This window comes from Allobosea sp. GW821-FHT12C12, from assembly GCF_058807355.1.
On sequence record NZ_JBXAQP010000003.1, the window covers coordinates 42,789 to 66,292 of the forward strand.

General features: G+C 67.2%; 27 protein-coding genes. 13 read left to right on the forward strand and 14 right to left on the reverse strand.

Annotation, left to right across the window (positions count from 1 at the left end):
* Window positions 1-248 precede the first annotated feature (248 nt).
* The 10 genes from AC1RRW_RS04995 to AC1RRW_RS05040 all read left to right on the forward strand — a co-directional run bounded on the left by AC1RRW_RS04995 (window position 249) and on the right by AC1RRW_RS05040 (window position 9,536).
* Window positions 249-734 (forward strand): MerR family transcriptional regulator, encoded by a 486-nt coding sequence (locus AC1RRW_RS04995; protein WP_492899439.1) that lies wholly within the window; start codon window positions 249-251, stop codon window positions 732-734.
* A gap of 236 nt (window positions 735-970) precedes the next feature.
* Window positions 971-2,767, forward strand: coding sequence for an acyl-CoA dehydrogenase C-terminal domain-containing protein (locus tag AC1RRW_RS05000; protein WP_492899440.1), 1,797 nt, complete (start codon window positions 971-973; stop codon window positions 2,765-2,767).
* Window positions 2,768-2,800: 33 nt separating this feature from the next.
* Window positions 2,801-3,301, forward strand: a complete 501-nt coding sequence (locus tag AC1RRW_RS05005) for a GFA family protein (protein ID WP_492899441.1) — start codon at window positions 2,801-2,803, stop codon at window positions 3,299-3,301.
* A complete protein-coding gene (locus tag AC1RRW_RS05010) occupies window positions 3,294-4,502 on the forward strand; it encodes an acetyl-CoA C-acetyltransferase (protein WP_492899442.1) in 1,209 nt (402 codons plus the stop codon). Before AC1RRW_RS05005 ends, AC1RRW_RS05010 begins: the two co-directional genes overlap by 8 nt.
* A 192-nt stretch (window positions 4,503-4,694) precedes the next feature.
* Entirely contained in the window at window positions 4,695-5,090 is a 396-nt protein-coding gene (locus tag AC1RRW_RS05015) for an endonuclease domain-containing protein (RefSeq protein ID WP_492899443.1), read from the forward strand.
* Between the two features lie 5 nt (window positions 5,091-5,095).
* Window positions 5,096-7,291 carry a 3-hydroxyacyl-CoA dehydrogenase NAD-binding domain-containing protein gene (locus AC1RRW_RS05020; RefSeq protein ID WP_492899444.1) on the forward strand — a complete coding sequence of 732 codons (2,196 nt, stop codon included), beginning with the start codon at window positions 5,096-5,098 and terminating at the stop codon, window positions 7,289-7,291.
* Window positions 7,292-7,374: 83 nt separating this feature from the next.
* Window positions 7,375-7,920, forward strand: coding sequence for a hypothetical protein (locus tag AC1RRW_RS05025; RefSeq protein ID WP_492899445.1), 546 nt, complete (start codon window positions 7,375-7,377; stop codon window positions 7,918-7,920).
* On the forward strand, window positions 7,917-8,159 hold the full coding sequence (locus AC1RRW_RS05030) for a hypothetical protein (RefSeq protein ID WP_492899446.1): 243 nt from the start codon (window positions 7,917-7,919) through the stop codon (window positions 8,157-8,159). The genes AC1RRW_RS05025 and AC1RRW_RS05030 overlap by 4 nt, the downstream gene beginning before the upstream one ends.
* Window positions 8,156-8,383, forward strand: a complete 228-nt coding sequence (locus AC1RRW_RS05035; protein WP_492899447.1) for a sulfurtransferase TusA family protein — start codon at window positions 8,156-8,158, stop codon at window positions 8,381-8,383. The genes AC1RRW_RS05030 and AC1RRW_RS05035 overlap by 4 nt, the downstream gene beginning before the upstream one ends.
* 25 nt (window positions 8,384-8,408) lie before the next feature.
* Window positions 8,409-9,536: an Mrp/NBP35 family ATP-binding protein gene (locus AC1RRW_RS05040; RefSeq protein ID WP_492899448.1), complete on the forward strand. Its 1,128-nt coding sequence runs from the start codon at window positions 8,409-8,411 to the stop codon at window positions 9,534-9,536.
* A 90-nt stretch (window positions 9,537-9,626) separates the two neighbouring features.
* Here the strand turns inward: AC1RRW_RS05040 and AC1RRW_RS05045 are convergent, their stop codons facing one another.
* Together AC1RRW_RS05045 and AC1RRW_RS05050 are read right to left on the reverse strand one after the other, a co-directional pair.
* Window positions 9,627-9,854, reverse strand: a complete 228-nt coding sequence (locus AC1RRW_RS05045; RefSeq protein WP_492899449.1) for a DUF4287 domain-containing protein — start codon at window positions 9,852-9,854, stop codon at window positions 9,627-9,629.
* A gap of 32 nt (window positions 9,855-9,886) precedes the next feature.
* A complete protein-coding gene (locus AC1RRW_RS05050) occupies window positions 9,887-10,276 on the reverse strand; it encodes a DoxX family protein (RefSeq protein WP_492899450.1) in 390 nt (129 codons plus the stop codon).
* A gap of 61 nt (window positions 10,277-10,337) precedes the next feature.
* Here AC1RRW_RS05050 and AC1RRW_RS05055 point away from each other — a divergent pair, with 61 nt between their 5' ends.
* A complete protein-coding gene (locus AC1RRW_RS05055; protein WP_492899451.1) occupies window positions 10,338-10,883 on the forward strand; it encodes a MarR family winged helix-turn-helix transcriptional regulator in 546 nt (181 codons plus the stop codon).
* 58 nt (window positions 10,884-10,941) lie between these two features.
* The gene (locus AC1RRW_RS05060; protein ID WP_492899452.1) at window positions 10,942-11,340 is read left to right on the forward strand and encodes an SRPBCC family protein; all 399 of its coding nucleotides are present in this window, start codon (window positions 10,942-10,944) and stop codon (window positions 11,338-11,340) included.
* A gap of 7 nt (window positions 11,341-11,347) precedes the next feature.
* Here the strand turns inward: AC1RRW_RS05060 and AC1RRW_RS05065 are convergent, their stop codons facing one another.
* The 5 genes from AC1RRW_RS05065 to AC1RRW_RS05085 form a co-directional block, all read right to left on the reverse strand.
* Complete coding sequence (locus AC1RRW_RS05065; RefSeq protein WP_492899453.1) at window positions 11,348-11,473, reverse strand: hypothetical protein; 126 nt, start codon at window positions 11,471-11,473, stop codon at window positions 11,348-11,350.
* Between the two features lie 73 nt (window positions 11,474-11,546).
* Window positions 11,547-12,170 carry a molybdenum cofactor guanylyltransferase MobA gene (gene mobA, locus AC1RRW_RS05070; protein WP_492899454.1) on the reverse strand — a complete coding sequence of 208 codons (624 nt, stop codon included), beginning with the start codon at window positions 12,168-12,170 and terminating at the stop codon, window positions 11,547-11,549.
* Window positions 12,167-12,697, reverse strand: coding sequence for a hypothetical protein (locus AC1RRW_RS05075; RefSeq protein ID WP_492899455.1), 531 nt, complete (start codon window positions 12,695-12,697; stop codon window positions 12,167-12,169). The genes mobA and AC1RRW_RS05075 overlap by 4 nt, the downstream gene beginning before the upstream one ends.
* A gap of 19 nt (window positions 12,698-12,716) precedes the next feature.
* The gene (locus AC1RRW_RS05080; RefSeq protein WP_492899838.1) at window positions 12,717-13,598 is read right to left on the reverse strand and encodes a formate dehydrogenase accessory sulfurtransferase FdhD; all 882 of its coding nucleotides are present in this window, start codon (window positions 13,596-13,598) and stop codon (window positions 12,717-12,719) included.
* Window positions 13,599-13,623: 25 nt separating this feature from the next.
* The gene (locus tag AC1RRW_RS05085; RefSeq protein ID WP_492899456.1) at window positions 13,624-14,139 is read right to left on the reverse strand and encodes a DUF2478 domain-containing protein; all 516 of its coding nucleotides are present in this window, start codon (window positions 14,137-14,139) and stop codon (window positions 13,624-13,626) included.
* 291 nt (window positions 14,140-14,430) lie between these two features.
* Here AC1RRW_RS05085 and AC1RRW_RS05090 point away from each other — a divergent pair, with 291 nt between their 5' ends.
* A complete protein-coding gene (locus AC1RRW_RS05090) occupies window positions 14,431-15,696 on the forward strand; it encodes a peptide ABC transporter permease (RefSeq protein ID WP_492899457.1) in 1,266 nt (421 codons plus the stop codon).
* 16 nt (window positions 15,697-15,712) lie between these two features.
* On the opposite strand, the gene AC1RRW_RS05095 is transcribed toward AC1RRW_RS05090, so the two are convergent.
* From AC1RRW_RS05095 to argE, 7 genes are all read right to left on the reverse strand, one after another.
* A complete protein-coding gene (locus tag AC1RRW_RS05095; protein WP_492899458.1) occupies window positions 15,713-16,708 on the reverse strand; it encodes an ABC transporter ATP-binding protein in 996 nt (331 codons plus the stop codon).
* Complete coding sequence (locus tag AC1RRW_RS05100; RefSeq protein ID WP_492899459.1) at window positions 16,705-17,727, reverse strand: ABC transporter ATP-binding protein; 1,023 nt, start codon at window positions 17,725-17,727, stop codon at window positions 16,705-16,707. The genes AC1RRW_RS05095 and AC1RRW_RS05100 overlap by 4 nt, the downstream gene beginning before the upstream one ends.
* Window positions 17,728-17,734: 7 nt before the next feature.
* Complete coding sequence (locus tag AC1RRW_RS05105) at window positions 17,735-18,388, reverse strand: hypothetical protein (protein WP_492899460.1); 654 nt, start codon at window positions 18,386-18,388, stop codon at window positions 17,735-17,737.
* 4 nt (window positions 18,389-18,392) lie between these two features.
* On the reverse strand, window positions 18,393-19,340 hold the full coding sequence (locus tag AC1RRW_RS05110) for an ABC transporter permease (RefSeq protein WP_492899461.1): 948 nt from the start codon (window positions 19,338-19,340) through the stop codon (window positions 18,393-18,395).
* Window positions 19,341-19,347: 7 nt separating this feature from the next.
* The gene (locus AC1RRW_RS05115; protein ID WP_492899462.1) at window positions 19,348-20,331 is read right to left on the reverse strand and encodes an ABC transporter permease; all 984 of its coding nucleotides are present in this window, start codon (window positions 20,329-20,331) and stop codon (window positions 19,348-19,350) included.
* 159 nt (window positions 20,332-20,490) lie between these two features.
* The gene (locus tag AC1RRW_RS05120) at window positions 20,491-22,092 is read right to left on the reverse strand and encodes an ABC transporter substrate-binding protein (RefSeq protein WP_492899463.1); all 1,602 of its coding nucleotides are present in this window, start codon (window positions 22,090-22,092) and stop codon (window positions 20,491-20,493) included.
* 174 nt (window positions 22,093-22,266) lie between these two features.
* Window positions 22,267-23,418 (reverse strand): acetylornithine deacetylase, encoded by a 1,152-nt coding sequence (argE, locus tag AC1RRW_RS05125; protein ID WP_492899464.1) that lies wholly within the window; start codon window positions 23,416-23,418, stop codon window positions 22,267-22,269.
* Window positions 23,419-23,504: the final 86 nt, after the last annotated feature.

Consider the following 23,504-nt stretch of genomic DNA (forward strand, 5'->3'; position numbering starts at 1 on the left):
TGGCAGCCATGGTAAACAGGCGGTTAAGATCGGGCCGGGGCGGGTTAATTTTTTGCGAATGATGCAAGGCGAACGGCGCAACTATCGGTCGCGACGCGCAGCAGAATGCGTCATATAACCGTAACCTGCCCCTGAAATCGACCTCATTACCTGACGCTAGGATAGGGCCGGGCGTATGTGCTCCTTCCAACGGAACATCGCCTGCTTCATTGGCGTTCCCGATCTCATGCACCGCAAGGACTGCTTCAATGTCACGCCACAGCTTCGCTCTGGCGGCCGCCTCGAATCACGACGGTCGCTCCTCCATTTCGTCCAAGGCCCCGGTTTCTCCCGTCGAGGCCGAGCAGGATCTCGCGGGCGACTTCACCATCGGCGACCTCGCCCGCGATTTCGGCGTGACGCTGCGCACGCTGCGCTTCTACGAATCGCGCGGCCTGCTAGCCCCGACGCGCTCCGGCCTGACGCGCATCTATTCCGGCCGCGACAAGGCGCGTCTCGCGCTGATCCTCAAGGGCAAGCAGCTCGGTTTCACCCTGGTCGAAATCCGCGCCATGCTCGCCAACGAGGACAAGGGCGCCGCCGCCGACGCGACGAACTCCGCCTCGGTCGGCGGCCTGCAGCTCAACCGCGATCAGATCGTCGAGCAGCTCGAGCTGCTGCACAGCCAGCGCAGCGAGATCGAGGGCGCGATCGCCGAACTCGAGACCACGCTGCGGCGCCTCGGCAAGGCCTGAGCCGGCCGACCGGCGCGATCCGCGCCGGTTTGCAATCTTCTCGACAAAAAGGCCCCGGACACGCTTCCGGGGCCTTTTTCTTTGGCGTGGCCGGCGCAATGATGCGCAAAAGCGCCGGAACGCTGGCGCACCCCCCTTGCCCCGCGCCGCAAATAGTTTATATGTGAACTATTCGAGACGCCGCCGGCCTTCCGGCGCGACGCCTCGCCAGAACATCACGACCAAGGGAGGATGCGATGCCGGTCTACAAGGCCCCCGTCGAGGACACGCTTTTCCTGCTAAACGACGTCTTCGCCATCGAACGCTACAACAACCTGCCGGGCTTCGCCGACGCGACGCCGGACGTGGTCGAGGCGGTGCTGGGCGAAGGCGCCAAGCTCTGCGAGCAGGTCCTGCAGCCGCTGAACCATTCCGGCGACCAGGAGGGCTGCACGCGCCATCCGGATGGCCGGGTGACGACGCCGAAAGGTTTCAAGGAAGCCCATGAGGCCTTCGCCGGCGGCGGCTGGATCGGCCTGTCGATGGATCCGGACTATGGCGGCCAGGGCCTGCCCTATACGCTCGGCGCGGTGATGAACGAATACGCCTCGGCCGCGAACATGGCCTTCTCGATGTATCCCGGCCTGACCGCCGGCGCGATCGCGGCGCTTTACGTCCATGGCACCGACGAGCAGAAGCGCGCCTATATCCCGAAGATGATCGAGGGCGTCTGGTCGGGTACGATGAACCTGACCGAGCCGCATTGCGGCACCGATCTCGGGCTGATCAAGACCAAGGCCGTGCCGAACGGCGACGGCTCCTATGCGATCTCCGGCACCAAGATCTTCATCTCGGCCGGCGAGCAGGACATCACCGAGAACATCATCCATCTCGTGCTGGCACGCATCGAGGGCGCGCCGGCCGGCGTCAAGGGCATCTCGCTCTTCGTCGTGCCGCGCAACGCGATCGCCGAGGACGGCTCGGTCGGCGAGCGCAACGGCGTCTCCTGCGGCTCGATCGAGCACAAGATGGGCATCCACGGCAATTCGACCTGCGTGATGAACTATGACGGGGCCAGGGGCTGGCTCATCGGCACGGAGAACAAGGGCCTCAACGCCATGTTCGTGATGATGAACGAGGCCCGCCTCGGCGTCGCGATCCAGGGACTTGCCCAGTCCGAGGTCGCCTACCAGAACGCCATCGCCTACGCCAAGGACCGCATCCAGGGCCGGGCGCTGACCGGCGCCAAGGAGCCGGCCAAGGCGGCCGACCCGATCATCGTCCATCCAGACGTGCGCCGCACGCTGATGTCGATCAAGGCCTTCAACGAGGGCGCGCGCGCCTTCGTGCTCTGGAACGCGCTGAAGTCCGACATCGCCCATCGCTCGGACGACGCGGCCGAGCGCCAGGCCGCCGACGACCAACTCGGCCTGATGACGCCGGTGCTCAAGGGCGTTCTGACAGATGTCGGCTTCGACAACGCGGTCAAGGCTCAGCAGATGTATGGCGGCCACGGCTACATCGCCGAATGGGGCATGGAGCAGTTCGTCCGCGATGCCCGTATCGCGATGATCTACGAGGGCGCCAATGGCGTGCAGGCTATGGACCTGGTCGGCCGCAAGCTCGGCCGCGACGGCGGGCGCGCCATCATGGCCTTCTTCAACGAGGTCGGCGGCTTCCTCCAGGAGAACGCCGAGGACGAGGCCCTGAAGCCGCTCCTGACCCCGCTTGCGGCCTCGCTCGGCCATCTCCAGCAGGCGACGATGTGGTTCATGCAGAACGCGCTCGCCAAGCCGGACAATGCCGGCGCCGGCGCGACCGACTACATGCATCTGCTCGGGCTGGTTTCGCTCGGCTATATGTGGGCGAAGATGGCCAAGGTCGCGCAGGACAAGCTCAAGGCCGGCTCGAACGGCTCGACCGAGCGGATGAACACCAAGCTGGCGACGGCGCGCTTCTTCATGGAGCGGAGTCTGCCCGAGACCGCGGCGCATCTGGCGCGGATCACCTCGGGGTCGGATTCGACCATGGCGCTGAGCCCGGACCAGTTCTGAACGGACGACCGTCTTTCGCGCAAGGACGAGCCGATGCGGTTCACGCATAAGGGACGATGTCATTGCGGTTCGATCACGGTCGAACTGCGCACCGACCGTGCGCCGGCGGAGCAGTTGCTCGGCGCATGCCAGTGCTCGTTCTGCCGCAAGCACAATGCGCGGGCCTTCTCCGATCCGAAGGCACGCATCGCGCTGACGGCCGTCGCCCCGGAGCAGGTTCATCACTACCGCTTCGGGCTCGGCACCGCCGATGTCATCCTGTGCCGCAATTGCGGCGTCTATGTCGCGATGCTGCTGAGCGACGACGACGGCGCGTTCAGCGTCGTCAATGTCGATGTCCTCGATGACCGCAAGGCCTTCACCGGGGAAATTGAGTCGCGTGATTTCGACGCGGAGACGACGGAAGGCCGCATCGCCCGACGCAAGGCGCGGTGGACGCCGACCGAACTGATCGACTGGCCCGCTCCGGCGACGCGAGACCGGGGCGGCGGAACCGACAAGAACAACACACCACGGGAGGCCCTTGATGGCTGACGCATTCATCTACGACCATGTCCGCACGCCGCGCGGCAAGGGCAAGGCAGACGGCTCGCTGCACGAGGTCACCGCGATCGAGCTCGGCGCCACGACTTTGCGCGCGCTGCGCGACCGCAACGAACTCGACACGAAGCTGGTCGAGGACGTGGTCTTCGGCTGCGTCGATCCGGTCGGCGAGGCCGGGGCCGATATCGCCCGCACGGTCGCGCTCAAGGCCGGCTACGGCAAGGAAGTGCCGGGCATCCAGATCAACCGCTTCTGCGCCTCCGGGCTCGACGCCGTGAACCTCGCCGCCGCGCAGGTGATGTCCGGCCAGAAGGAACTGGCGATCGGCGGCGGCGTCGAGAGCATGAGCCGCGTCGGCATGGGCGCGTCCGGCTTCGGCATCGCGGTCGATCCGAGCGTCGCGATCGACACCTGGTTCATGCCGCAGGGCATTTCGGCCGACCTGATCGCGACGAAATACGGCTTCTCGCGCGACGATGTCGACGCCTATGCCGTGCGCTCGCACAAGCGCGCGGCGGCCGCCTGGGACGAGGGCCGCTTCAAGAATTCGGTGATTCCGGTCACCGACGTCAACGGGCTGATCATCCTCGACCGCGACGAGACCATTCGTCCCAACACCGACATGCAGGCGCTGGCCGCGCTGAAGGCCTCCTTCGTGCAGATGGGCGAGATGGGCGGCTTCGACGCGGTCGCGACCGCCGCGCATCCGGATGTCGAGTTCGTCAACCACGTCCACCACGCCGGCAATTCGTCGGGCATCGTCGACGGCGCGGCGGCCGTCCTCGTCGGCTCGAAGAAGGGCGGCAGGGCCGCGGGCCTCAAGCCCCGCGCCCGCATCCGCGCCTTCGCCACGGTCGGCTCCGACCTCGCGCTGATGCTGACCGGGCCGGTCGACGTCACCGAGCTCGTGCTGAAGAAGGCCGGCATGACGACCGGCGATATCGACCTGTTCGAGCTGAACGAGGCCTTCTCCTCGGTGGTGCTGCGCTTCCAGCAGGCCTTCGACATCGACGACGCGATCCTCAACGTCAATGGCGGCGCGATCGCCATGGGCCATCCGCTCGGAGCGACCGGCGCGATGATCCTCGGCACCGTGCTCGACGAGCTGGAACGGACGAACAAGACGACCGCGCTGGTCACCCTCTGCGTCGCCGCAGGCATGGGCGTCGCGACGATCATCGAGCGAGTGTGATCTTTCCTTCTCCCCCCGAGGGAGAAGGTGGCAGCGCGGAGCGCTGACGGATGAGGGCCCGGCGAAGCCGGGTCGCGCGAAGGGGCAAGGGCAACGACCCCATATTGGGAGGCTCTACTGCAACGCTGGAACAGCTCATCGACGCGAGAGTTTGCGCGCGGCCAACGTCATGAGCCGACGCGTGCGGAAGCATTGTTCTGGCAAGCCGTCCGCGGCCGTCGTTTTCGCGGTCTCAAGCTCAAACGGCAATTGGCTATTGGCCCCTATATCGCGGCTTTCTGCTGTTTCGAGGAGCGCTTGATCGTGGAGCTGGACGGTGAACCGCACGATGACGCCGATCAGCTTCTGCATGATCAGCGGCGTGACGCGTCCTTATGCGACCAAGGCTATCTCGTCCTGCGCTTCCGCAACGAACAGATATTGACCGGCCTCGAACTCGTTCTGCGCCAAGTCGAGGAGCGGCTCGCTCTCGCTCGGCGCCCGTCATCCGACCCGGCTTCGCCGGGCCGGCCCTCATCCGTCAGCGCTGCGCGCTGCCACCTTCTCCCCCGAGGGGAGAAGGAGTCGCGCCCTCTCCAACCGGAGTAACTCCCATGAACCTCACCAATTTCCGCTTCGAGACCGACACCGACGGCATCGCGACCGCGACCTGGGACATGCCCGGCCGCTCGATGAACGTCATCACGCCCGAGCTGATGGCCGAGCTCGACCAGATCATCGACAAGGTCGCCTCGACCGAGGCGATCAAGGGCTGCGTCATCACCTCCGGCAAGGAGGCCTTCTCCGGCGGCGCGGACCTGACCATGCTGCAGGGCCTGCGCGACCTCTATGTCGGCCTCGCCAGGGACAAGGGCGAGCAGGTCGCGATGCAGACCTTCTTCGAGGAGAGCCGAAAGCTCAGCCAACTCTACCGCAAGCTCGAGACCTGCGGGAAGCCGTTCGCGGCGGCGGTCCATGGCGTCTGCCTCGGCGGGGCCTTCGAGCTCGCGCTGTCCTGCCAGTATCGCGTCGTCTCGGACGACGCCTCGACCCGCGTCGGCCTGCCCGAGATCAAGGTCGGGCTGTTCCCCGGCGCCGGCGGCACCCAGCGCGTCTCGCGGCTGATGCAGACCGGCGACGCGCTCCAGATGATGTTCAAGGGCGAGCAGGTGAAGGCGCTGCCGGCCCGCAATTCCGGTCTCGTCCACGCCGTGGTGCCGCGCGATCAGCTCGTCCAGAACGCCAGGGACTGGCTCAAGGCCAACCCGGCCGCGACCGCGCCCTGGGACCAGAAGGGCTTCAAGCTGCCCTCCAACAAGGTGCATTCGCCGGCCGGCATGCAGATCTGGCCGCCGGCCAACGCGATCTACCGCCGCGAGACCAACGACAACTACCCGGCGGCCCGCGCCATCCTGAGCGCGGTCTATGAAGGGCTGCAGCTGCCGATCGATCTCGGCCTCAAGGTCGAGAGCCGCTACTTCGCGAAGATCCTGCGCACGAAGGAGGCGGCCTCGATGATCCGCTCGCTCTTCGTCTCGATGCAGGAGCTAAACAAGGGCGCGCGCCGCCCGGCCGACGTGCCGGCGAGCAAGCTGAGGAAGGTCGGCGTCGTCGGCGCGGGCTTCATGGGCGCGGGCATCGCCTATGTCTCGGCCCAGAACGGGCTCGAGGTCGTTCTGGTCGACCGCGACCAGGAGGCCGCCGACAAGGGCAAGGCCTATTCGCACAAGCTGGTCTCCGACCAGATCATGAAGGGCCGCGCCAAGACCGCCGACCGCGACGCGCTGCTCGGCCGCATCACGGCCACCGCCGATTACGCCGCGCTGAAGGGCTGCGACCTGATCGTCGAGGCGGTGTTCGAGGACCCGAAGGTCAAGGCCGAGGTGATCGCGAAGGTCGAGGCCGCCGTCGGTCCCAAGACCATCTTCGGCTCCAACACCTCGACTTTGCCGATCACCGGCCTCGCCGAGCATTCGCAGCGGCCGAAGAACTTCATCGGCGTGCATTTCTTCTCTCCGGTCGAGAAGATGCTGCTGGTCGAGATCATCATGGCGAAAAAGACCGGCAAGAAGGCGCTCGCCATGGCGCTCGACTTCGTCCGCGCCATCAAGAAGACGCCGATCGTGGTCAACGACACGCGCGGCTTCTACGCCAATCGCTGCGTCGGCAACTACATCCGCGAGGGCCACCTCATGCTGATGGAAGGCGTGCCGCCGGCGATGATCGAGGCCGCCGGCAAGCAGGCCGGCATGCCGGTCGGGCCGCTGTCGCTCAACGACGAGGTCGCGGTCGACCTCGCCTGGAAGGTGCTGAAGGCCACCAAGGCGCAGCTCGGCGAGGGCTCGGTCGATCCGGCGCAGGAAAAGCTGCTCGCCGACATGGTCGAGAAGCATGGCCGCCTCGGTCGCAAGAACAGGAAGGGCTTCTACGACTATCCGGAAGCGGGGCCGAAGCGGCTCTGGCCCGGTCTCGCCGAGCTGACGAAGAACCGGATCGATCCGGACCGCGTCGACATGCAGGAGCTGATCCACCGCCTGCTGGCGACGCAGGCGCTGGAGGCGGCGCGCACCTATGAGGAGGGCGTCGTCACCGATCCGCGCGAGGCCGACGTCGGCTCGATCATCGGCTTCGGCTTCGCGCCCTATTCCGGCGGCACGCTGAGCTACATCGACAACATGGGCGCGGCGGCCTTCGTGAAGCTCTGCGAGGGGCTGGCCAGGAAGCATGGCGAGCGCTTCAAGCCTAACCGGCAGCTGAAGAGGATGGCCAAGACCGGCGAGAGCTATTACGGGGCTGCGAAGGCGGCTTAGACGCGCGCAGCATCGGCGGTCCGTGATAGACTGAAGCGATGCCGGACGAATCCATGCCGCTCCCGAGCGTCGAGCCGACGATCGTGCTGGTCGACGCCTCGCCGCTGATCCATCTCGCCATAGCCGGCGAGATGGACCTGCTGCTGCGTTTCGGCATGGTCGTCGTTCCGGACGCCGTCGAGATCGAGGCGACCTTCTTCCCGGACAAGCCCTATGCCCGCGAGATCGCGGCGTGGCTCGACGCGAACGGTCGTCGTCCTGGGGCCAATCGCTGGGTCGAACGTCCCGTGACCGATATCGGCGAGCTGTACAGAATCGCGCTCGAGACCGGACGCCCCCGTCCGCGCAACGCCGGCGAGCACGCGATCGTCGAATGGCTCGGCGATCACCTCGCCTCGTTCGGCGGGCCGGCGTTGGTCGTCTATGAAAACGGTCGCGTTCCAAACCTACTCGTGCGCGAGGGCTTGACGGAGGACGTGGTCGTCGTCACCAGTCGCGCCCTCCTGAATCTTGCCGAACGCGCCGGTCATCTCGGTGACGCCGACGCGGTCTGGCGCAGCATCGAAGGGACGGCGCCACAGGCCAATCCGGCGATGAACTACCAGATCATCAAGGGGACGCGGCCATGAAGCCATCACCGGATATCGACGTCCTGGACGCCTATGTCGAAAGCCGGATCAGCGCCGCCGAGGCTGCGGATCGTCTCGGCGCGGGCATGGCGGCCATTGATGTCATCCTGGCCACGACGCAACGATTCGGACGGCTGCCCGATCCGCACGGGGCGTTGGTCGAGTCGGAGTATCGCCGGGCGCTGGCCCTGCTCGGGCTCGAAGAAGAGGCGGCAGCAGGATCATCCCCGCGCGCATGAGCACCCCCCTCAATCTCCGCGGCCTGAAATGCCCCCTGCCCGCCTTGCGCGTGCGCAAGGCGCTGAAGGGCGCGCCGGCGGGCGCGCTGTTCGTGGTGGAATGCACCGATGCGATGGCCGCTATCGACATTCCCAACCTGATGCGCGAAACCGGCGACAGGATCGAGCACAGCCACAGCGATGGCGAGCTGCTCGTCTTCCATATTCGCAAGGCCGCGGCCTGACAGCGCGGCGGATGGAGCTGGCAGCGTGGCCGTGACCGAAGCCGACATCCTGCGCGCGCTCGAACTGGTGAAGCTGCCGGCGAGCGGGCAATCGCTCGCCGCCTCGGGGCGCGTCGCCAATATCCTCGTCGACGGCGGCAAGGTGATCTTCGCGATCGGCATCGACGCGACCGAGGCCGCCGCGATGGAGCGGGTGCGCAAGGCGGCCGAGAGCGCGGTGTCGGGGCTCCCCGGCGTGACGCAGGTTCTGGTCGGGCTGACCGGGGACAAGGCCCCCTCCTCCGCCGCCGCGCAGGCGCGCCAGCAGGCCCAGCGTCCGACGCCCGCCCCCGGCGGGCCGACGCCGAAGGCCGCCGGCATTCCCGGCGTGAAGCGGATCGTCGCCGTCGCCAGCGGCAAGGGCGGCGTCGGCAAATCCACGACGACAGGCAATCTCGCCGTGGCGCTCGCCACGCTCGGCCTGCGCGTCGGCGTGCTCGACGCCGACATCTACGGGCCGTCCGTGCCGAAGATCTTCGGCATCACCGGCAAGCCGCGCCTAGTGCAGGGCCGCACGCTCGCGCCGATGGAGGCCTACGGGCTGAAGATCATGTCGATCGGCTTCCTGATCGACGAGGAGACGCCGATGATCTGGCGCGGGCCGATGGTGATCTCGGCCATCACCCAGATGCTGCGCGAGGTCGCCTGGGGCGAGCTCGACGTGCTCTTGGTCGACATGCCGCCCGGCACCGGCGACGCGCAGCTCACCATGGCGCAGCAGACGCCGCTCGCCGGCGCCGTGATCGTCTCGACGCCGCAGGATCTGGCGCTGCTCGACGCCAGGCGCGGCGTCGCGATGTTCCGAAAGGTCGAGGTGCCGATCCTCGGCATCGTCGAGAACATGAGCTATTTCGTCTGCCCGGAATGCGGCGCGCGCTCGGACATCTTCGCCCATGGCGGGGCGCGGCACGAGGCCGAGCGGCTGGGCGTGCCTTTTCTCGGCGAGATCCCGCTCGCCATGCCGATCCGCGAGACCTCCGACGGCGGCCGGCCGATCGTGGCCAGCGACCCCGACTCGGCCCACGCCAAGGCCTATCTGACGATCGCGCGGCAGGTGATGGCGGGGCTCGAGGGTGGAAGCCAGAGGGTCGCGCCGAGGATCGTGATCGAATAACCCGTCATCGCGAGCGCAGCGAAGCAATCCAGGGGACGTGTGGCGCGAAACGCTGGATTGCCTCGCCGCGCTCGCACCGACGAAAATGCCTCAGCAACCCTCCGGGCCGCGGCCCTTCAGCAGCGCCACGATCGCCATGGCGTGGCCGTGGCCGAGGCCGAAATCGGTCTTCAACCACTCGATGACCTGGCCAGCCTTGATTCCCGGAGCAAGGCCGGTTTCGGTCACGAAGCCCTTGTCGCGCGCCTTCGCCTTGAAGCCGTCCGGCGTGACGCCGGTCTTGGCCTGGATGTTGTCGAGATAAGCCTGGAACGACATGGTCTGTGTCCTCCGGTTCGGTTTCGGGGCTGTCAGGCGCGGCGCAGCGGCAACAGGGCGCGCAGGCCCGCGTCGCGCAGCCAGAGCCCGCCCCACATGATCAGCCCGAGATAGACGCCGAAGAGCATATGGCTGAACAGCGGGCTGCCCACCCTGACCTGCGTCGCGATGGCGCCGCCGAGCAGGCCCGTCATCAGGATCGAGCCGAGGATGCTGGTTCTCGGCAGGAGATGCAGCACGAGGCAGGCAAGCTCCAGCACGCCGATCAGAAACGTCAGTTTCGGATCCCAGCCCAGATCGCGCATCGTGTCGGTCGCCACCGCCGCGCCGGCGAATTTCGGCGCGATCGACGCGCCCAGCATGAAGATCGTGAAAATCCCGGTCAGCGTGCGCCCGGTCCAGCGCATGGCGTTCTCGTTCATCGGCTTGCTCCAGCGGCAAGGAGGTTTATCTTGATCCCAAGATAAAACGGGATTTATCTTTATGTCAAGACAATCACGCGAGCCGGCCGAGGACGGGCGCGACCGCGTCGCGCTGCGGCGAGCGCAATGGCGGCGCGAATTGCCGGAGGTCGACACGATCGGGATGGCGATACTCGGCCGCGCGCGGCTGGTCACGCTGCAGGCGAGGCCCGTGATCGAGCAGGTCTTCGCCAGGCACGGGCTCGACACCGGCGAATTCGACGTGCTCTCGACTTTGCTGCAGTCGGGCGCGCCCTATCGGCTGCGGCCGACGGAGCTGTTCCGCTCGCTGATGATCTCGTCGGGCGGGCTGACCAACCGGCTCGACCGACTCGAGCGCGCCGGCCTGATCGCGAGGCGTCAAAGCGAAAGCGATGCGCGCAGCACGCTGGTCGAACTCACGCCTGCCGGCCGCGAAAAAACGGAAGCCGCCTTTCGCGAGGACATGGCGGCCGAGGCGCGGATGCTCGCGGGCCTGAGCGAGCCGGAGCGCGAGGAGCTTGGCCGGCTGCTGGCGCGGCTGGCCGTCAGCCTCGCGGATCAGCAGCCGCCTGACGGGCAGGGCTGATTATTGACGCCGCCGGTATTCCGTTCTTTATTTGTTCCATCGAACGGAGGAGCCGGCGATGACCACGAGCCATGCCCGCCATATCGGGATTTCGATCGAGCGACCGGCCGAGGAGGTCTATGCCTTTTTGGCCGAGCCGTTGAACTTTCCCAAGTGGGCGGAAGGCCTCGGCCATTCCTTCAGCCATGTCGAGGGCATGACATGGCTGGCGGAGACGCCGATGGGACCGATGCGCATCGTCTTCAGCGAGCCGAACAATCACGGCGTCTGCGACCATGCCGTCGTTCCCGAGCACGGGCCGGCGATGCACAACCCGATGCGGATCATGGCCAATGGCGATGGCAGCGAGATCGTCTTCACGCTGTTCCAGCGCGACATGTCGGACGACGAGATGGCGCGCGACGCGCTGATGGTGGCGCGCGACCTGGCGGCGCTGAAGGCGCTGCTGGAGGGCTAGCCGGGGTTCAGAGCCTGACGCCGCCGGTCGAATAGGCGGTCTCGACCGGCTTCTGGAACATGGTGTTGAGCACGACGCTGGCGCCCCAGGCGGCGACGACGGAGAACAAGACGGCGATAACGAATGATTTCATGGTCGTCCCCCGACAGGCAGCGCCGATAAGCTCTTCTTATTCGCAAGAGAGATAGCGAGCCGCGACGTGCGGATCAAGCGCCGTCCAGCGAGGCGAAAAGCCGCTCCGCCTCGGCGATGTCCTCGGGCCTGTTGGCGTTGAAGAAGGGGTCGACGGGATCGACCGGCCATTCCGCGCCGGCGCAGCCATGGCGGGCGGTCCAGCGGTCGATCTTGCGCTCGTCCTCGACGATAAGCGCATGGCGGAGCTCCCCGCGCAGACGCACTGACCAAAGCCCGATGACGGGATGCGTCCAGCCGCCGGAGGCAGCGCAGGCGAGCGGGAGATTTGCAGTCGCGCGAGCCTCGTGCAGTCTCGAAACGAGATCGCGCGGGATGAAGGGCGTGTCGGCCGCCACGCTGACGAGCCAGTCGAGTTGCGGCCGGTTCTGCGCCATCCAGTCGAGCCCGGCCAGAATGCCGGCGAGCGGGCCGGCGAAATCCGGCACGCTGTCGGCGACGATCGGGAAGGCGTAGTCGGCGAAGCGCGTCGGATCGCCATTGGCGTTGACCAGCAGGCCGTCGCATTGGGGGGCGAGCCGCTCGATGACATGGGCGAGGATGGTGCGGCCGGCAATGGTCCGCAGCGGCTTGTCGCCGCCGCCCATGCGCCGCGCGAGCCCGCCGGCGAGGAGGAGGCCGAGGGTGGGCGTGGTCATGCTAGGCCCACTTTCAGACGCTGCATCTCACGACCAACCGCCTCGGCACCGACGATCCCGAAAAACCCATCGCGGACCAGATACTTGCCATCGCCGCTGTCGGCCCAGTGTTCGCGAAAGATCCCGTCTCCCATATTCGACCCGGTTGTCTCGACATGGACGCGGTCCATCGCCGCAAGCGGAAAACTGGAGGTGGCGGTCGGCCTTGCAACAATAGCTCGTCGGGCAGTTAGCACGTAGATGACGTGCCGAGCCTCAAGATAAGGTGCGATGGAGATCATCCAAAAGAGGGCAATAGAAAACGCTCCAAAGACCGCGCAGATGAGCAGTCCGGCCACCATTAACCACCCGCCAGCCTCCGCAATCACCGACTGGACTGCCAGAGCACAGGGGTATGCAAACATAATCAAAACGACGAATCCGCCGAGGAGACTGCGGGGCAGCGACACATAACGCCGCGCGTCCGGCCTTCCCCACCACAACGCGACTTCGCCCGGCTCGAGCAGGCTGGCAGGCTGCCACGGCATGCGCCGATCCGGCCTCAACTCAGTCATCGCCCCCCGCCCCCTTGCGGCGATGCCGGCCGTCCTCGTCCTCGGCCGCGTCAACATCGGCGTCGAAGACGATGTTGCTCTCGCCCGCCAGCGCGACGAAGCGCTTGCCGCGCGCCCGGCCGATCAGCGTGAGCCCGGCCTTGCGCGCCAGTTCGACGCTCCATTCGGTGAAGCCCGAGCGCGAGACCAGCACGGGGATGCCCATGCGCACGGTCTTGATCACCATCTCGGAGGTCAGCCGGCCGGTGGTGTAGAAGATCATTTTCCCGGGATCGACGTCGTGCGTGAACATCCAGCCGGCGACCTTGTCGACGGCGTTGTGGCGGCCGACATCCTCCATATAGACCAGCGGCCGGTCGGCCTCGCAGAGCACGCAGCCATGGATCGCGCCGGCCTCCAGATAGAGCGAGGGCGTGGTGTTGATCTTGCGGGTCAGCGCGTAGAGCCAGCTCGTGCGCAGCTCGGCTTTCGGAAGCTCGATCTCGTCGATGGCCTCCATCAGGTCACCGAACGCGGTGCCTTGGGCGCAGCCCGAGGTCAGCGTCTTCTTCTTCAGCTTCTCCTCGAAATTGGTGCGCTCCGGCGTGCGCACCACCACGACCTCGAGTTCCTCGTCGTAGTCGACCGCCTCGACGACGTCGCCGCGCTTCAGCATGTTCTGGTTGAGCAGGTAGCCGAGCGCCAGCGCGTCGGGATGGTCGCCGATCGTCATCATGGTGACGATCTCCCGCGCGTTCAGATAGAGCGTCAGCGCGCGTTCGGTGACGACGCGGGTCTCGACCGCCCTGCCGGCCTGGTCGATGCCCGAGACGATCGCGCCGAGGCGCGGCGCGGCGGGGTCCGGCCGCACCAGATAGTCGTCGAGGAAGCTCATATCCTGCGCCAAGGCGCGTGCTCCGTCAGGCGGCGAGATGGACGCGCGCCGCCGACCAGGCCGCGATGGTCTCGGCCTCGGGCGGCAGCTCGATCCAGTCCTCGCCGGCGAATTCGCGCCAGGCTGGCAGGAAGTCGCGACGCACCGCGATCAGCAGCGGCAGGCCGGCGAGCAGCGCCGCCGCGATCTCCTGCCGCAGCCCCTGCCCCAGCAGCTCCTGCCGGCCGAACTTGTTGACGATGACGAGGTCGACCGCGCCGGTCAGCGCCCGGCCGAGCGCCCCGCCGGCGGCGGCGAGCCCGGTCGCATCGAGCCGGCAGCCGATCGAGCCCGCGCCGCGATCCTCGCTGATCGCGAAGCGCGCGCCGCTGGCGAGTTCCTCCAGCGCCATCGCCTCGCAGGCCCCGTCGCAATCGCCCTCATTGTGCTGGACGAGGCCGGCGAGCCGCAGGCCCCGGCCGCGCAACGTCGCCGCGAGATCGGCCATGAAACGGTCGATCGGAAAACCCTGGGCATAGGGGATGGCGGCGAGCATGGTCATCGCCTGTTCCATCCCATGAAAGCGCCGCGCCGGCCAGAGGGCATTCGTCACGATGGCGTCCGGCAAGGATGGTCCGACGCAGCGCCCGGAAAGATTCAAGGCGCAATGCGTTCCGCCCCTCTCCCCGCTTGCGGCGGGGAGACAGGTCGGCGCGGCAAGCAACTCCTCCGTTCAGATCGGCGCGCAGTGTTGCGCCGCACCTACAGCGCCGCGCGAATTGAACCGCTACGCTGGCGAAGAGGTTGATGTCCGGCGCTTTTTCCGGACGACGCCTGCCGATGGTCGATACAGATGCAACGTCGCAATCCTCAAGGTCCGCTCGACCCCGCCACCGACGCCGCCTTGCTGCTGCGCCGGATCGGCTTCGCGACGCTCGCAGTGGCGCTGCCGATCGCCTCGCTGGTCTCGCGCCGCGCCGCCGTCGTGCTGGCTCCCATCGGCGTGGTGCTGCTGGTGATCGCGGCGCTGGTCGAGGCGCCGGGTCTGTTCACGGCGACGCTGAAACGCGCCGTGTTCAGCCGGCCGGGACTGATCCTGATCGGCCTCGTCGGCTGGGCCGTGCTCTCGCTGATCTGGAGCCCCTATACTCTTTCGGCCGCCGAAAAGGCGAGCAATCTCGTGCTGGCGGTCGTGCTCGGCTTCTGCGGCGTCGCGGCCCTGCCCGAGCGGATGCGCGCCTCGAACCTCAACCTGGCGGCGCTGGGCACCGGCGCGGCGGCCGTCTTCGCGCTGGCGCTGATCGTGGTGGCCGCGCTGCGACGCGGCGACGCCGAGCCCGGCAGCGTCGAGCGCGGCGTCAGCGTCGTGCTGATCATGGCCTGGCCGGCGTTGGCCTGGCTGCTCTCGCGCGACCGGGGACTGACGGCGCTGGCGCTTTCGCTCGTGGTCGGCATGCTGGCGCTCTTGCGTTTCGAGGATGGCGAGGCCGTGGCGATGATCTGCGGCGCCGTCGCCTTCGGGGCCGTCAGCGCCAACCGGGACAAGGCGGTGCGCATCATCGCGGCCATCGTCGCGCTTCTGATGCTGTTCGCGCCGCTGCTGCCCTTCCTGCTCACGCCCGTCGCGGCCCGCCTGCCCGACAGCGCCAACGACTTCGTCCAGGCGCTCGGGGTCTGGGCCGATGTCGTGCTGCGCGCGCCGGTCCAGCTCGTCACCGGCCATGGGCTCGACACGGTGCTGCGCGGGCGCGTCACCGGCGCGCTGCCGCCTTCGACCCCGGCGACGCTGCTGTTCGAGACCTGGTACGAACTCGGGATCGTCGGCGCGGCGGCGGCTTCGGCCTGCCTCTATTTCGCGATCAGGGCGGCCGGCCGGATGCCCGGCGCGCTCGCCGCCGGCGGGGTCGCGGCCTATGTCACGGCCTTCGCGCTGACGGCGCTGGGCTTCGCCACGCTGCAGCCCTGGTGGCTGATGACGCTGGCGGCGGTGGCCCTGCTCTTCACCGCGATCGCACGCGGACAATACCGCACCGAACGCCCGGTCGCGCCGCTCTCGCTCAAGACCGGGGCGAGGCCCAAGGCCAACGGCCCAGGCGGGATCGCGCCCGCCGGCGAGTGACGTTCAGGCCGACGTTTCAGGCGGCCTGGACCCGGCCCTCGTTGACCGCATGGCAGGCGACGCCGTCGATTACCGGCGGATTCTCGACACGGCAGCGATCGAAGACCAGCGGGCAGCGCGGGTGGAAGGTGCAGCCCGGGGGCGGCGAGATCGGGTTCGGGATCTCGCCCTTCACGCCCTCGCGCGCCTTGCCGACCATGGCGAGGTCGGGCACCGCGTCGAGCAGCATGCGCGTATAGGGATGGCGCGGCGCGGAAAAGAGCTGCCGGCCGTTCGAGACCTCGACGAGGCGGCCGAGATACATCACGCCGATGCGCGTCGCCATGTGCCTGACGACGGCGAGATTGTGCGAGATGAACAGATAGGTCAGCCCGAACGTCTGCTGCAGGTCGCGCATCAGGTTGAGGATCTGCGCCTGCACCGAGACGTCGAGCGCCGAGGTCGGCTCGTCGCAGACGATGAACTCGGCGTTTGAGGCGAGCGCGCGGGCGATCGCGATGCGCTGGCGCTGGCCGCCCGAGAACTCGTGCGGGAATTTGCGGGCGTCGTCGGGATGCAGGCCGACCAAGGTCAGCAATTCGCCGACGCGGGATAGGATATCGGCCTCGCCGTCGATGATCCGGAAGGCGCGGATCGGCTCGGCGATGATGCGCCCGACACGCCAGCGCGGGTTCAGCGAGGCGTAAGGGTCCTGGAAGATCATCTGGATGCGGCGGCGCAGGCGCTGGCGCTCCCGCGCGACGTTCACGTCGTTCATCGAGACCCCGGCGATCGACACCGTGCCGTGCGAGGGCGGCAGCAGGCCGACGACCATGCGCGCGACCGTCGACTTGCCCGAGCCGGATTCGCCGACGAGCGCGAAGGTCTCGCCCTTGCGGATGTCGAAGGAGACGCCGTCGACGGCCTTGAGATATTGCCGCGGGGCGCGCTCGATGACGCGGTTGAGCCAGGGCTTCGACACGTCGAAGACGCGGCGCAACTCGCGGACCTGGACGAACGGGGCCTCGCTCATGCCGCGATCTCCGCCTTGCCGTCGATCGTGCCCGGTTCGTCGTAGAGATGGCAGGCGACCTTGCGCTCGCCGACCGGGACGAGTTCCGGCCGCTCGACATGGCAGCGCGCGAAGACCTGCGCGCAGCGCGGATTGAAGGCGCAGCCCGGCGGGATCGCCGAGAGCCGCGGCATCGAGCCGGGAATCTGGACGAGCCGGTCGGTGTCGCCCTCGAGCGAGGGGATCGCGCCCATCAGCCCCTTGGCATAGGGATGCAGCGGCGCCTTGACGACCTCGCGCACCGGGCCGATCTCGGCGATGCGTCCGGCATACATCACCGCGACGCGGTCGGCCGTCTCGGCGATGACGCCCATGTCGTGCGTGACCAGCATGACCGAGGCGCCACGATCCTTGCAGAGCCTTTTGATCAGCGCGATGATCTGGGCCTGCACCGAGACGTCGAGCGCGGTCGTCGGCTCGTCGGCGATGATGAATTCGGGCTCCGCGCAGAGCGCGAGCGCGATCACCACGCGCTGGCGCATGCCGCCGGAGAACTCGTGCGGATAGCCGTCGATGCGGCGCTCGGGCGCGGGGATGCCGACCTCGTCGAGCAAGGCGATGGCGCGCTCGCGGGCCTCGCTGGGGCTCATGTCGGTATGGGTCCGGATCGTCTCGATCAATTGTTCGCCGACGCGGTAGAGCGGGTTCAGGCTGGTCAGCGGGTCCTGGAAGATCATGCCGATGCGCTTGCCGCGCACCTTGCGCATAGCGTCCGGCGGCAGATCGTCGACACGCTCGCCGGACAGGATGACCTCACCGGCGGCGATCCGGCCGGGCGGGTCGATCAGCCCGATGATCGCCGAGCCGGTGACGGATTTGCCGGCGCCGGATTCGCCGACCACGCCGAGCACCTCGCCGCGCGCGACGTCGAAGGAGATCGCGTCGAGCGCGCGCAACGTGCCGCGCCGGGTGACGAACTCGACCGTGAGGTCGCGGACGGAGAGGACGGGGGCGCCATGGTTTACTTCGGATCCCGCCATATATGTGCTATGCTCCATGGACTGGAGGTGAGCTATGGTTGGTCCCGTCATCCCGCCCGTTTGACGCCGTTAAAGTGTTGCGCGACTGGTAGCTCATGATCGCATCGCGCGCGGTCAGTGCCGCCGCCAGCGTGCGACGGCCGAGATCGAGATAATAATCGACTGCTTCGATCTGACGCTCATCGCTGAGTTCCTCATACATGCCGTCCGAGAAAGCCTGGGCCAGACGCACGAGCCGCTGATCGTTGCGATAATAACCGACGATCTGCTCGATCACGCCCCGCGGCAAGATGACGAGTTCCTGCTTGAGGGTATCGAACACGAAGTTTCCGACGACCGGCGCTTGAGGCATGTCCTTTCCGTCAGGTTTCGAGCGGGTATCCTTCAACCGCTCGACGAACTTGCGACGCACCGCGTCGATCCGGTCATCCTCGAACTGAATCTTAAGATATGGAAGCTCCACGGAGATGTCGGCGCCAATCGCCGCAAGCATGTCGTCGATCCTATCGCGGCGCAACCTGCGCTCGCGTTCCTCATGGTCGCGCTGTTCCAGCGTCAATTTTTCACGGTCGCGAGTCACTTGAAGCCGCCAGAGGACGACGGCGACCGACGCCGCCGTGATGGTGCCGAGCGCCTGAATGAGAGCAGCCCAGATCGTCACTCGATCACCTCAGCTTCGGATTGAGCGCGTCGCGCAGCCAGTCGCCGAACAGGTTGATCGAGAGCGCAAGCAGGACGAGGACGAGCGAGGGGAAGAGCAGGATCCACCATTCGCCGGAGAAGAGATATTGCTGGCCGAAGCGGATCAGGGTGCCGAGCGAGGGTTGGGTCGGCGGCATGCCGACGCCGAGGAAGGAGAGCGTCGCCTCCTCGATCACGGCGAGCGCGAGGTTGATCGTGGCGATCACCAGCACCGGGCCGGCGACGTTCGGCAGGACGTGCTTCAGCATCACCGGCCAGGCCTTCAGCCCGATCAGGCGGGCGGCGTCGACATAGACCTTGTTCTTCTCGACCAGCGTCGAGCCGCGCACGGTGCGGGCGTATTGCGCCCAGTTCGACAGGCCGATCGCGGCGACCAGCACGAACAAAGTCGCGCGCTCCTGCAGCGCCGGGGGGATCAGCCCGCGCGCCACTCCGAAGACGAGCAGCGCCACCAGGATCGCCGGGAAGGAGAGCTGGATGTCGGCGACGCGCATGATCAGCGCCTCGGTGCGGCCGCCGACATAGCCGGCCACAAGCCCGAGTCCCACGCCGATGACGAGCGAGAACAGCACCGAGGCCGCCCCGACCAGCAGCGAGATGCGCGAGCCGTAGAGGATCGCCGAGAAGATGTCGCGGCCCTGCCCGTCCGAGCCGAGCCAGAACACCTTTCCGGTGATCTCGTTCGGCTCCATCGGCCTGGAGAAGCCGTCGGAGAGATCGAGCGAGGCCGGATCGAACGGGTCGTAGGGCGCGATCAGAGGCGCCAGCACCGCCGCCAGCACGAGCACCAGCGCGAGCACGGTCGCGACGACGGTCACCGGCGAGGAGCGGAAGGACCAGGCGAGGTCGGAATCCCAGGCGCGGGCGAGGCGGCCAGGCCTTGCCGGGGTCGGGAGTGGTGCGCTGCTCATCGGCCCCTCACTTCGCCATCGCCGGGTTGCCGGTGCGCAGGCGCGGATCGAGCGCGACGTAGATCAGGTCGACGATCAGCGAGGTCAGCACGAAGACGAAGGCGACGAACATCAGATAGGCCGACATCACCGGCACGTCGACGAACTGCACCGCGTTGACGAAGAGCGCGCCCAGCCCCGGCCACTGGAACACCGTCTCGGTGACGATGGCGAAGGCGATGACGCCGCCCAATTGCAGGCCGGCTATGGTGATCACCGGGATCATGGTGTTGCGCAGGGCGTGGCGGAACTCGATCTTGCGCTCGGGAATGCCGCGCGCCCGGGCGAAGCGGATGAAATCGGCGCGCATCACCTCCAGCATCTCGGACCGGACGAGGCGCATGATCAGCGTGAGTTGCAGGAAGCCGAGCGTCAGCACAGGCATGACCAGCGATTTCAGGCCGCTGACGGTGAGCAGGCCCGTGGTCCACCAGCCGATGCGCACCGTGTCGCCGCGCCCGAAGGAGGGCAGCCAGCGCAGCTCGACCGCGAAGATGTAGATCAGCCCGATGCCGATCAGGAAGGTCGGCAGGCTGACGCCGATCAGCGAGAGCGACATGACGAGATTGGCGATCCAGCCGTCGCGCCGGATCGCGGCATAGACGCCGAGCGCGATGCCGACGACGAAGGCGAAAATCGCCGAGAGCACGGCGAGTTCGACGGTCGCCGGCAACCGCTCGATGATCAGCGACGAGACTTTCCGGCTCTGGCGCCAGGACACGCCGAAATCGCCCTGCGCCGCGTCGGCGACGAAGCGGGCGAACTGCAGCGGCACGGGGTCGTTGAGGCCGAGCCGCTCGGTCAGCGCGGCGCGGTCCTGCAGCGTCGCCTCCTGGCCCAGCATGTTGACGACCGGGTCGCCGACGAAGCGGAACATCGAGAAGGCGATGAAGGCGACGGCGAGCATCACCACCAGTCCCTGCATGAGCGAGCGCAGGATATAGGCGAGCATACGGGGCTCTTCTTTTCTGGTTTCGTCGACTTTCCGCCGTCATGCCCGGCCTTGCGCCGAGCATCCACGTCCTGGTCGCAGCGCTCGACGACGGAAGACGTGGATGGTCGGGACAAGCCCGACCATGACAATGACAGTCGCGCGGAAACGCCGCGAGAACTACGAGCCCTTGAAGCTCACCATCTTGAGCTTCGGGTTGTTCGACACGTCGACGGGGATGTCGAGCGTCGAGCTCATGCCGTAACTCAGGGACTGATTGTGGATCGGCAGATAGACCGTCTCGTCCTTCAGCCTGGTCCAGAGCTTGGCGATGGTGGCGTCGCGCTTGGGCAGGTCGATCTCGCGCGACAGCGACTGGATCATCGCGTCGACCTCGGCGTCCTTGTAGCCGGTCGCGTTCCACGAGCCCTGCGAGCCCGTGCGGCTGTGATACATGTAGGAGAAGACATAGTCCGAGTCGAAGGTCGGGACGCCCCAGCCGACGAGGTAGAACTCGGTCTCGGGCGGGTTCTTCTGGATCAGGTTGAAATGGATCGACTTCGACTGCGAGACCAGGTTCACCTTGACGCCGATCTGGCCGAACATGCCGACCGCAGCCTGGCAGATGCCCTCGTCGTTGACGTAACGGTCGTTCGGGCAATGCAGCGTGGTCGAGAAGCCGTTCGGATAGCCGGCCTCGGCTAGGAGCGCCTTGGCCTTGGCGTTGTCGACGGCGGGTGCCGCGTCGAGCTCTTTGGTCCAGCCGTTGACGAAGGGCGGCATGATCACGCCGGTCGGGACCGACTCGCCGCGCATCACGACGCGCTGGATCGCCGGGCGGTTGATCGCCATGTTCATCGCCTGGCGCACGCGCTTGTCGGCGAAGGGGTTCCTGCCCTGAACGTCGTCGCCCTTCAGATCGGCGGACGCCACGTCCATGCCGAAGAAGATGGTGCGGTTCTCGGGACCGGAGTTGACCCGGATCTTGGGCTGGCTCCTCAGCCGGGCGATGTCCTGCACCGGCACGTCCTGGACGAAGTCGACCTCGCCGGAGAGCAGCGCCGCGACGCGGGTGGCGTCCTGCTTGATCGGCACCAGCGTCAGCTCGGTGATCTCGAGCGGCACCTTGCCCTTGTTCCAGTAGGCGTCGTTGCGCTTCATCACCGTCTTCACGTCGGTCTCGCGCGAGACCAGGATGAAGGGGCCGGTGCCGTTGGCGTTGCGGACGGCGAAGTTCTCTTCCTTGTTCTTGAAGTCCTGCGCCTTGGTGGCGTTGTTCTTCTCGGCCCAGGCCTTGCTCATGATCCGGATCGAGGAGGTGTTGTTGACCAGAAGCGGGTTCGGCCCCTTGGTCTTGATGCGCACCGTCAGGTCGTCGACCTTCGAGACCTTCTCGACCGAGGTCAGGTAGCCCTTGAAGTCCGAGGTCGGCTGCATGGCGCGCTCATAGGAGAACACCACGTCGTCGGCGGTGAAGGCCGCGCCGTCATGAAACTTGACGCCCGGCTGCAGCTTGAACTCCCAGGTCGTCGGATCGTCCGGCAGCACGCGCCAGGAGGTGGCGAGGAGCGGGTTGAGCTTGCCGGCGTGGTCGCGCTCGGTCAGGCTTTCATAGATGTGCTGGTTCAGGCTCGTGGTCGGCCCCTCGTTCTGGCCGTGGGGATCGAGCGTCAGCGCGTCGCCGGCGGCGGCCCATTTCAGCGGACGGGCCTCCGCGGCGCCGATCGCGAGCAGCGATGCGCAGAACAGGGCGGCGGCGAGGGTGAGAGAACGCGGTTTCATGAGATCATGCCTCCCGGGAGCGGCCGTTGGCTTGAGGCCGGCGAAGCGAGGGATGCTAGGGAAAGAGTGCGCGCGAGTCACGGGTCTAATCCGCGCAAAGCGCATGGCGGCAAAAGCAAATGCACATTCGCAAGGCAATTGCGGGGCGCATCGCGCGAGCGACGCCCCGGCCGCTCAGCGCGACAACTCGCCAATGACGCCGCGCACGAATGTCGTCCCGGCATCGAGCTGCGCGATCGTGATGAACTCGTCGGGCTGGTGCGCCTGGGCGATGTCGCCGGGGCCGCAGACCACGGTCGACCAGCCCTCGCCCTGGAACAGGCCGCCCTCGGTGCCGTAGGCGACGACATGGCTGCCATTGTCGCCGGTCAGCCGCCGCGCGAGCGCCTCGGCCTCGCCGTTCGTCTCTCTTTTCAAACCGGGCGTGAACGAGGTGCGCTCGATCTCGATGCCCGTCGCCGGGGCGATCGCCTTCATGCCGGCCTCCACCTCGGCCGCATAGGCGTGATAGCGCGCCTCGTAGTCGAGCTCGCTCTCGCCGGGGATCGCGCGAACCTCGTGCACGAACTCGCAGCGCTCCGCGGTGATGTTGACCGCCGTTCCACCCTCGACCACGCCGGCATGCAACGTGCTGTAGGGCGGTTCGAAATCGTTGCTCGCATCGGCGCGGGCGGCATTCTCCTCCATCACGAGGCGATGCCAGTCGATCAGCCGGCCGGCGACCATGACCGCCGGGACGCCGGCGTGAATGCGGCTCGAATGCACGGCATGGCCGCGCACGCTGGTCCGCATGCGGATGACGCCCTTGTGGCCGGTGACGACCTGCATCATCGAGGGCTCGCCGACGATCACCGCCGAAGGCTTGACGCCGGCCGCCGTCATCGCCCTGGCGAGGAAGCGCGCGCCGATGCAACCGACCTCCTCGTCGTAGGAGAGCGCGATATGGACCGGGCGCTTCAGCGGCGCCTTCAGCATTTCCGGCGCCAGCGCCAAGGCGATGGCGTCGAACCCCTTCATGTCGCAGGCGCCGCGGCCGTAGAGCCTGCCGTCGCGTTCGGTCAGCGTCCAGGGATCGGAGCTCCAGTCCTGCCCCGCGACCGGCACCACGTCGGTATGGCCCGACAGCACGACGCCGCCATCGACCCTTGGCCCGATCGTGGCGAAGAGATTGGACTTCCGCCCGTCCTCGCTCGGGACCAGCGTGCTCTCGACGCCGTGGCTGGCGAGATAGTCGCGGCAGAAATGGATCAGATCGAGATTGCTGCGCTGCGATTCCGTATTGAACGACACCAGCCTGGCGAGCATCTCCTTGGGCGACAGGTTCACGACAGAGAGTCTCCGGAAGCACGACCCGCGGGCAGATTTCGTTCCGCACGCTACGCTGCCCGCGAACGGGGTCAATCCCGGAAGCG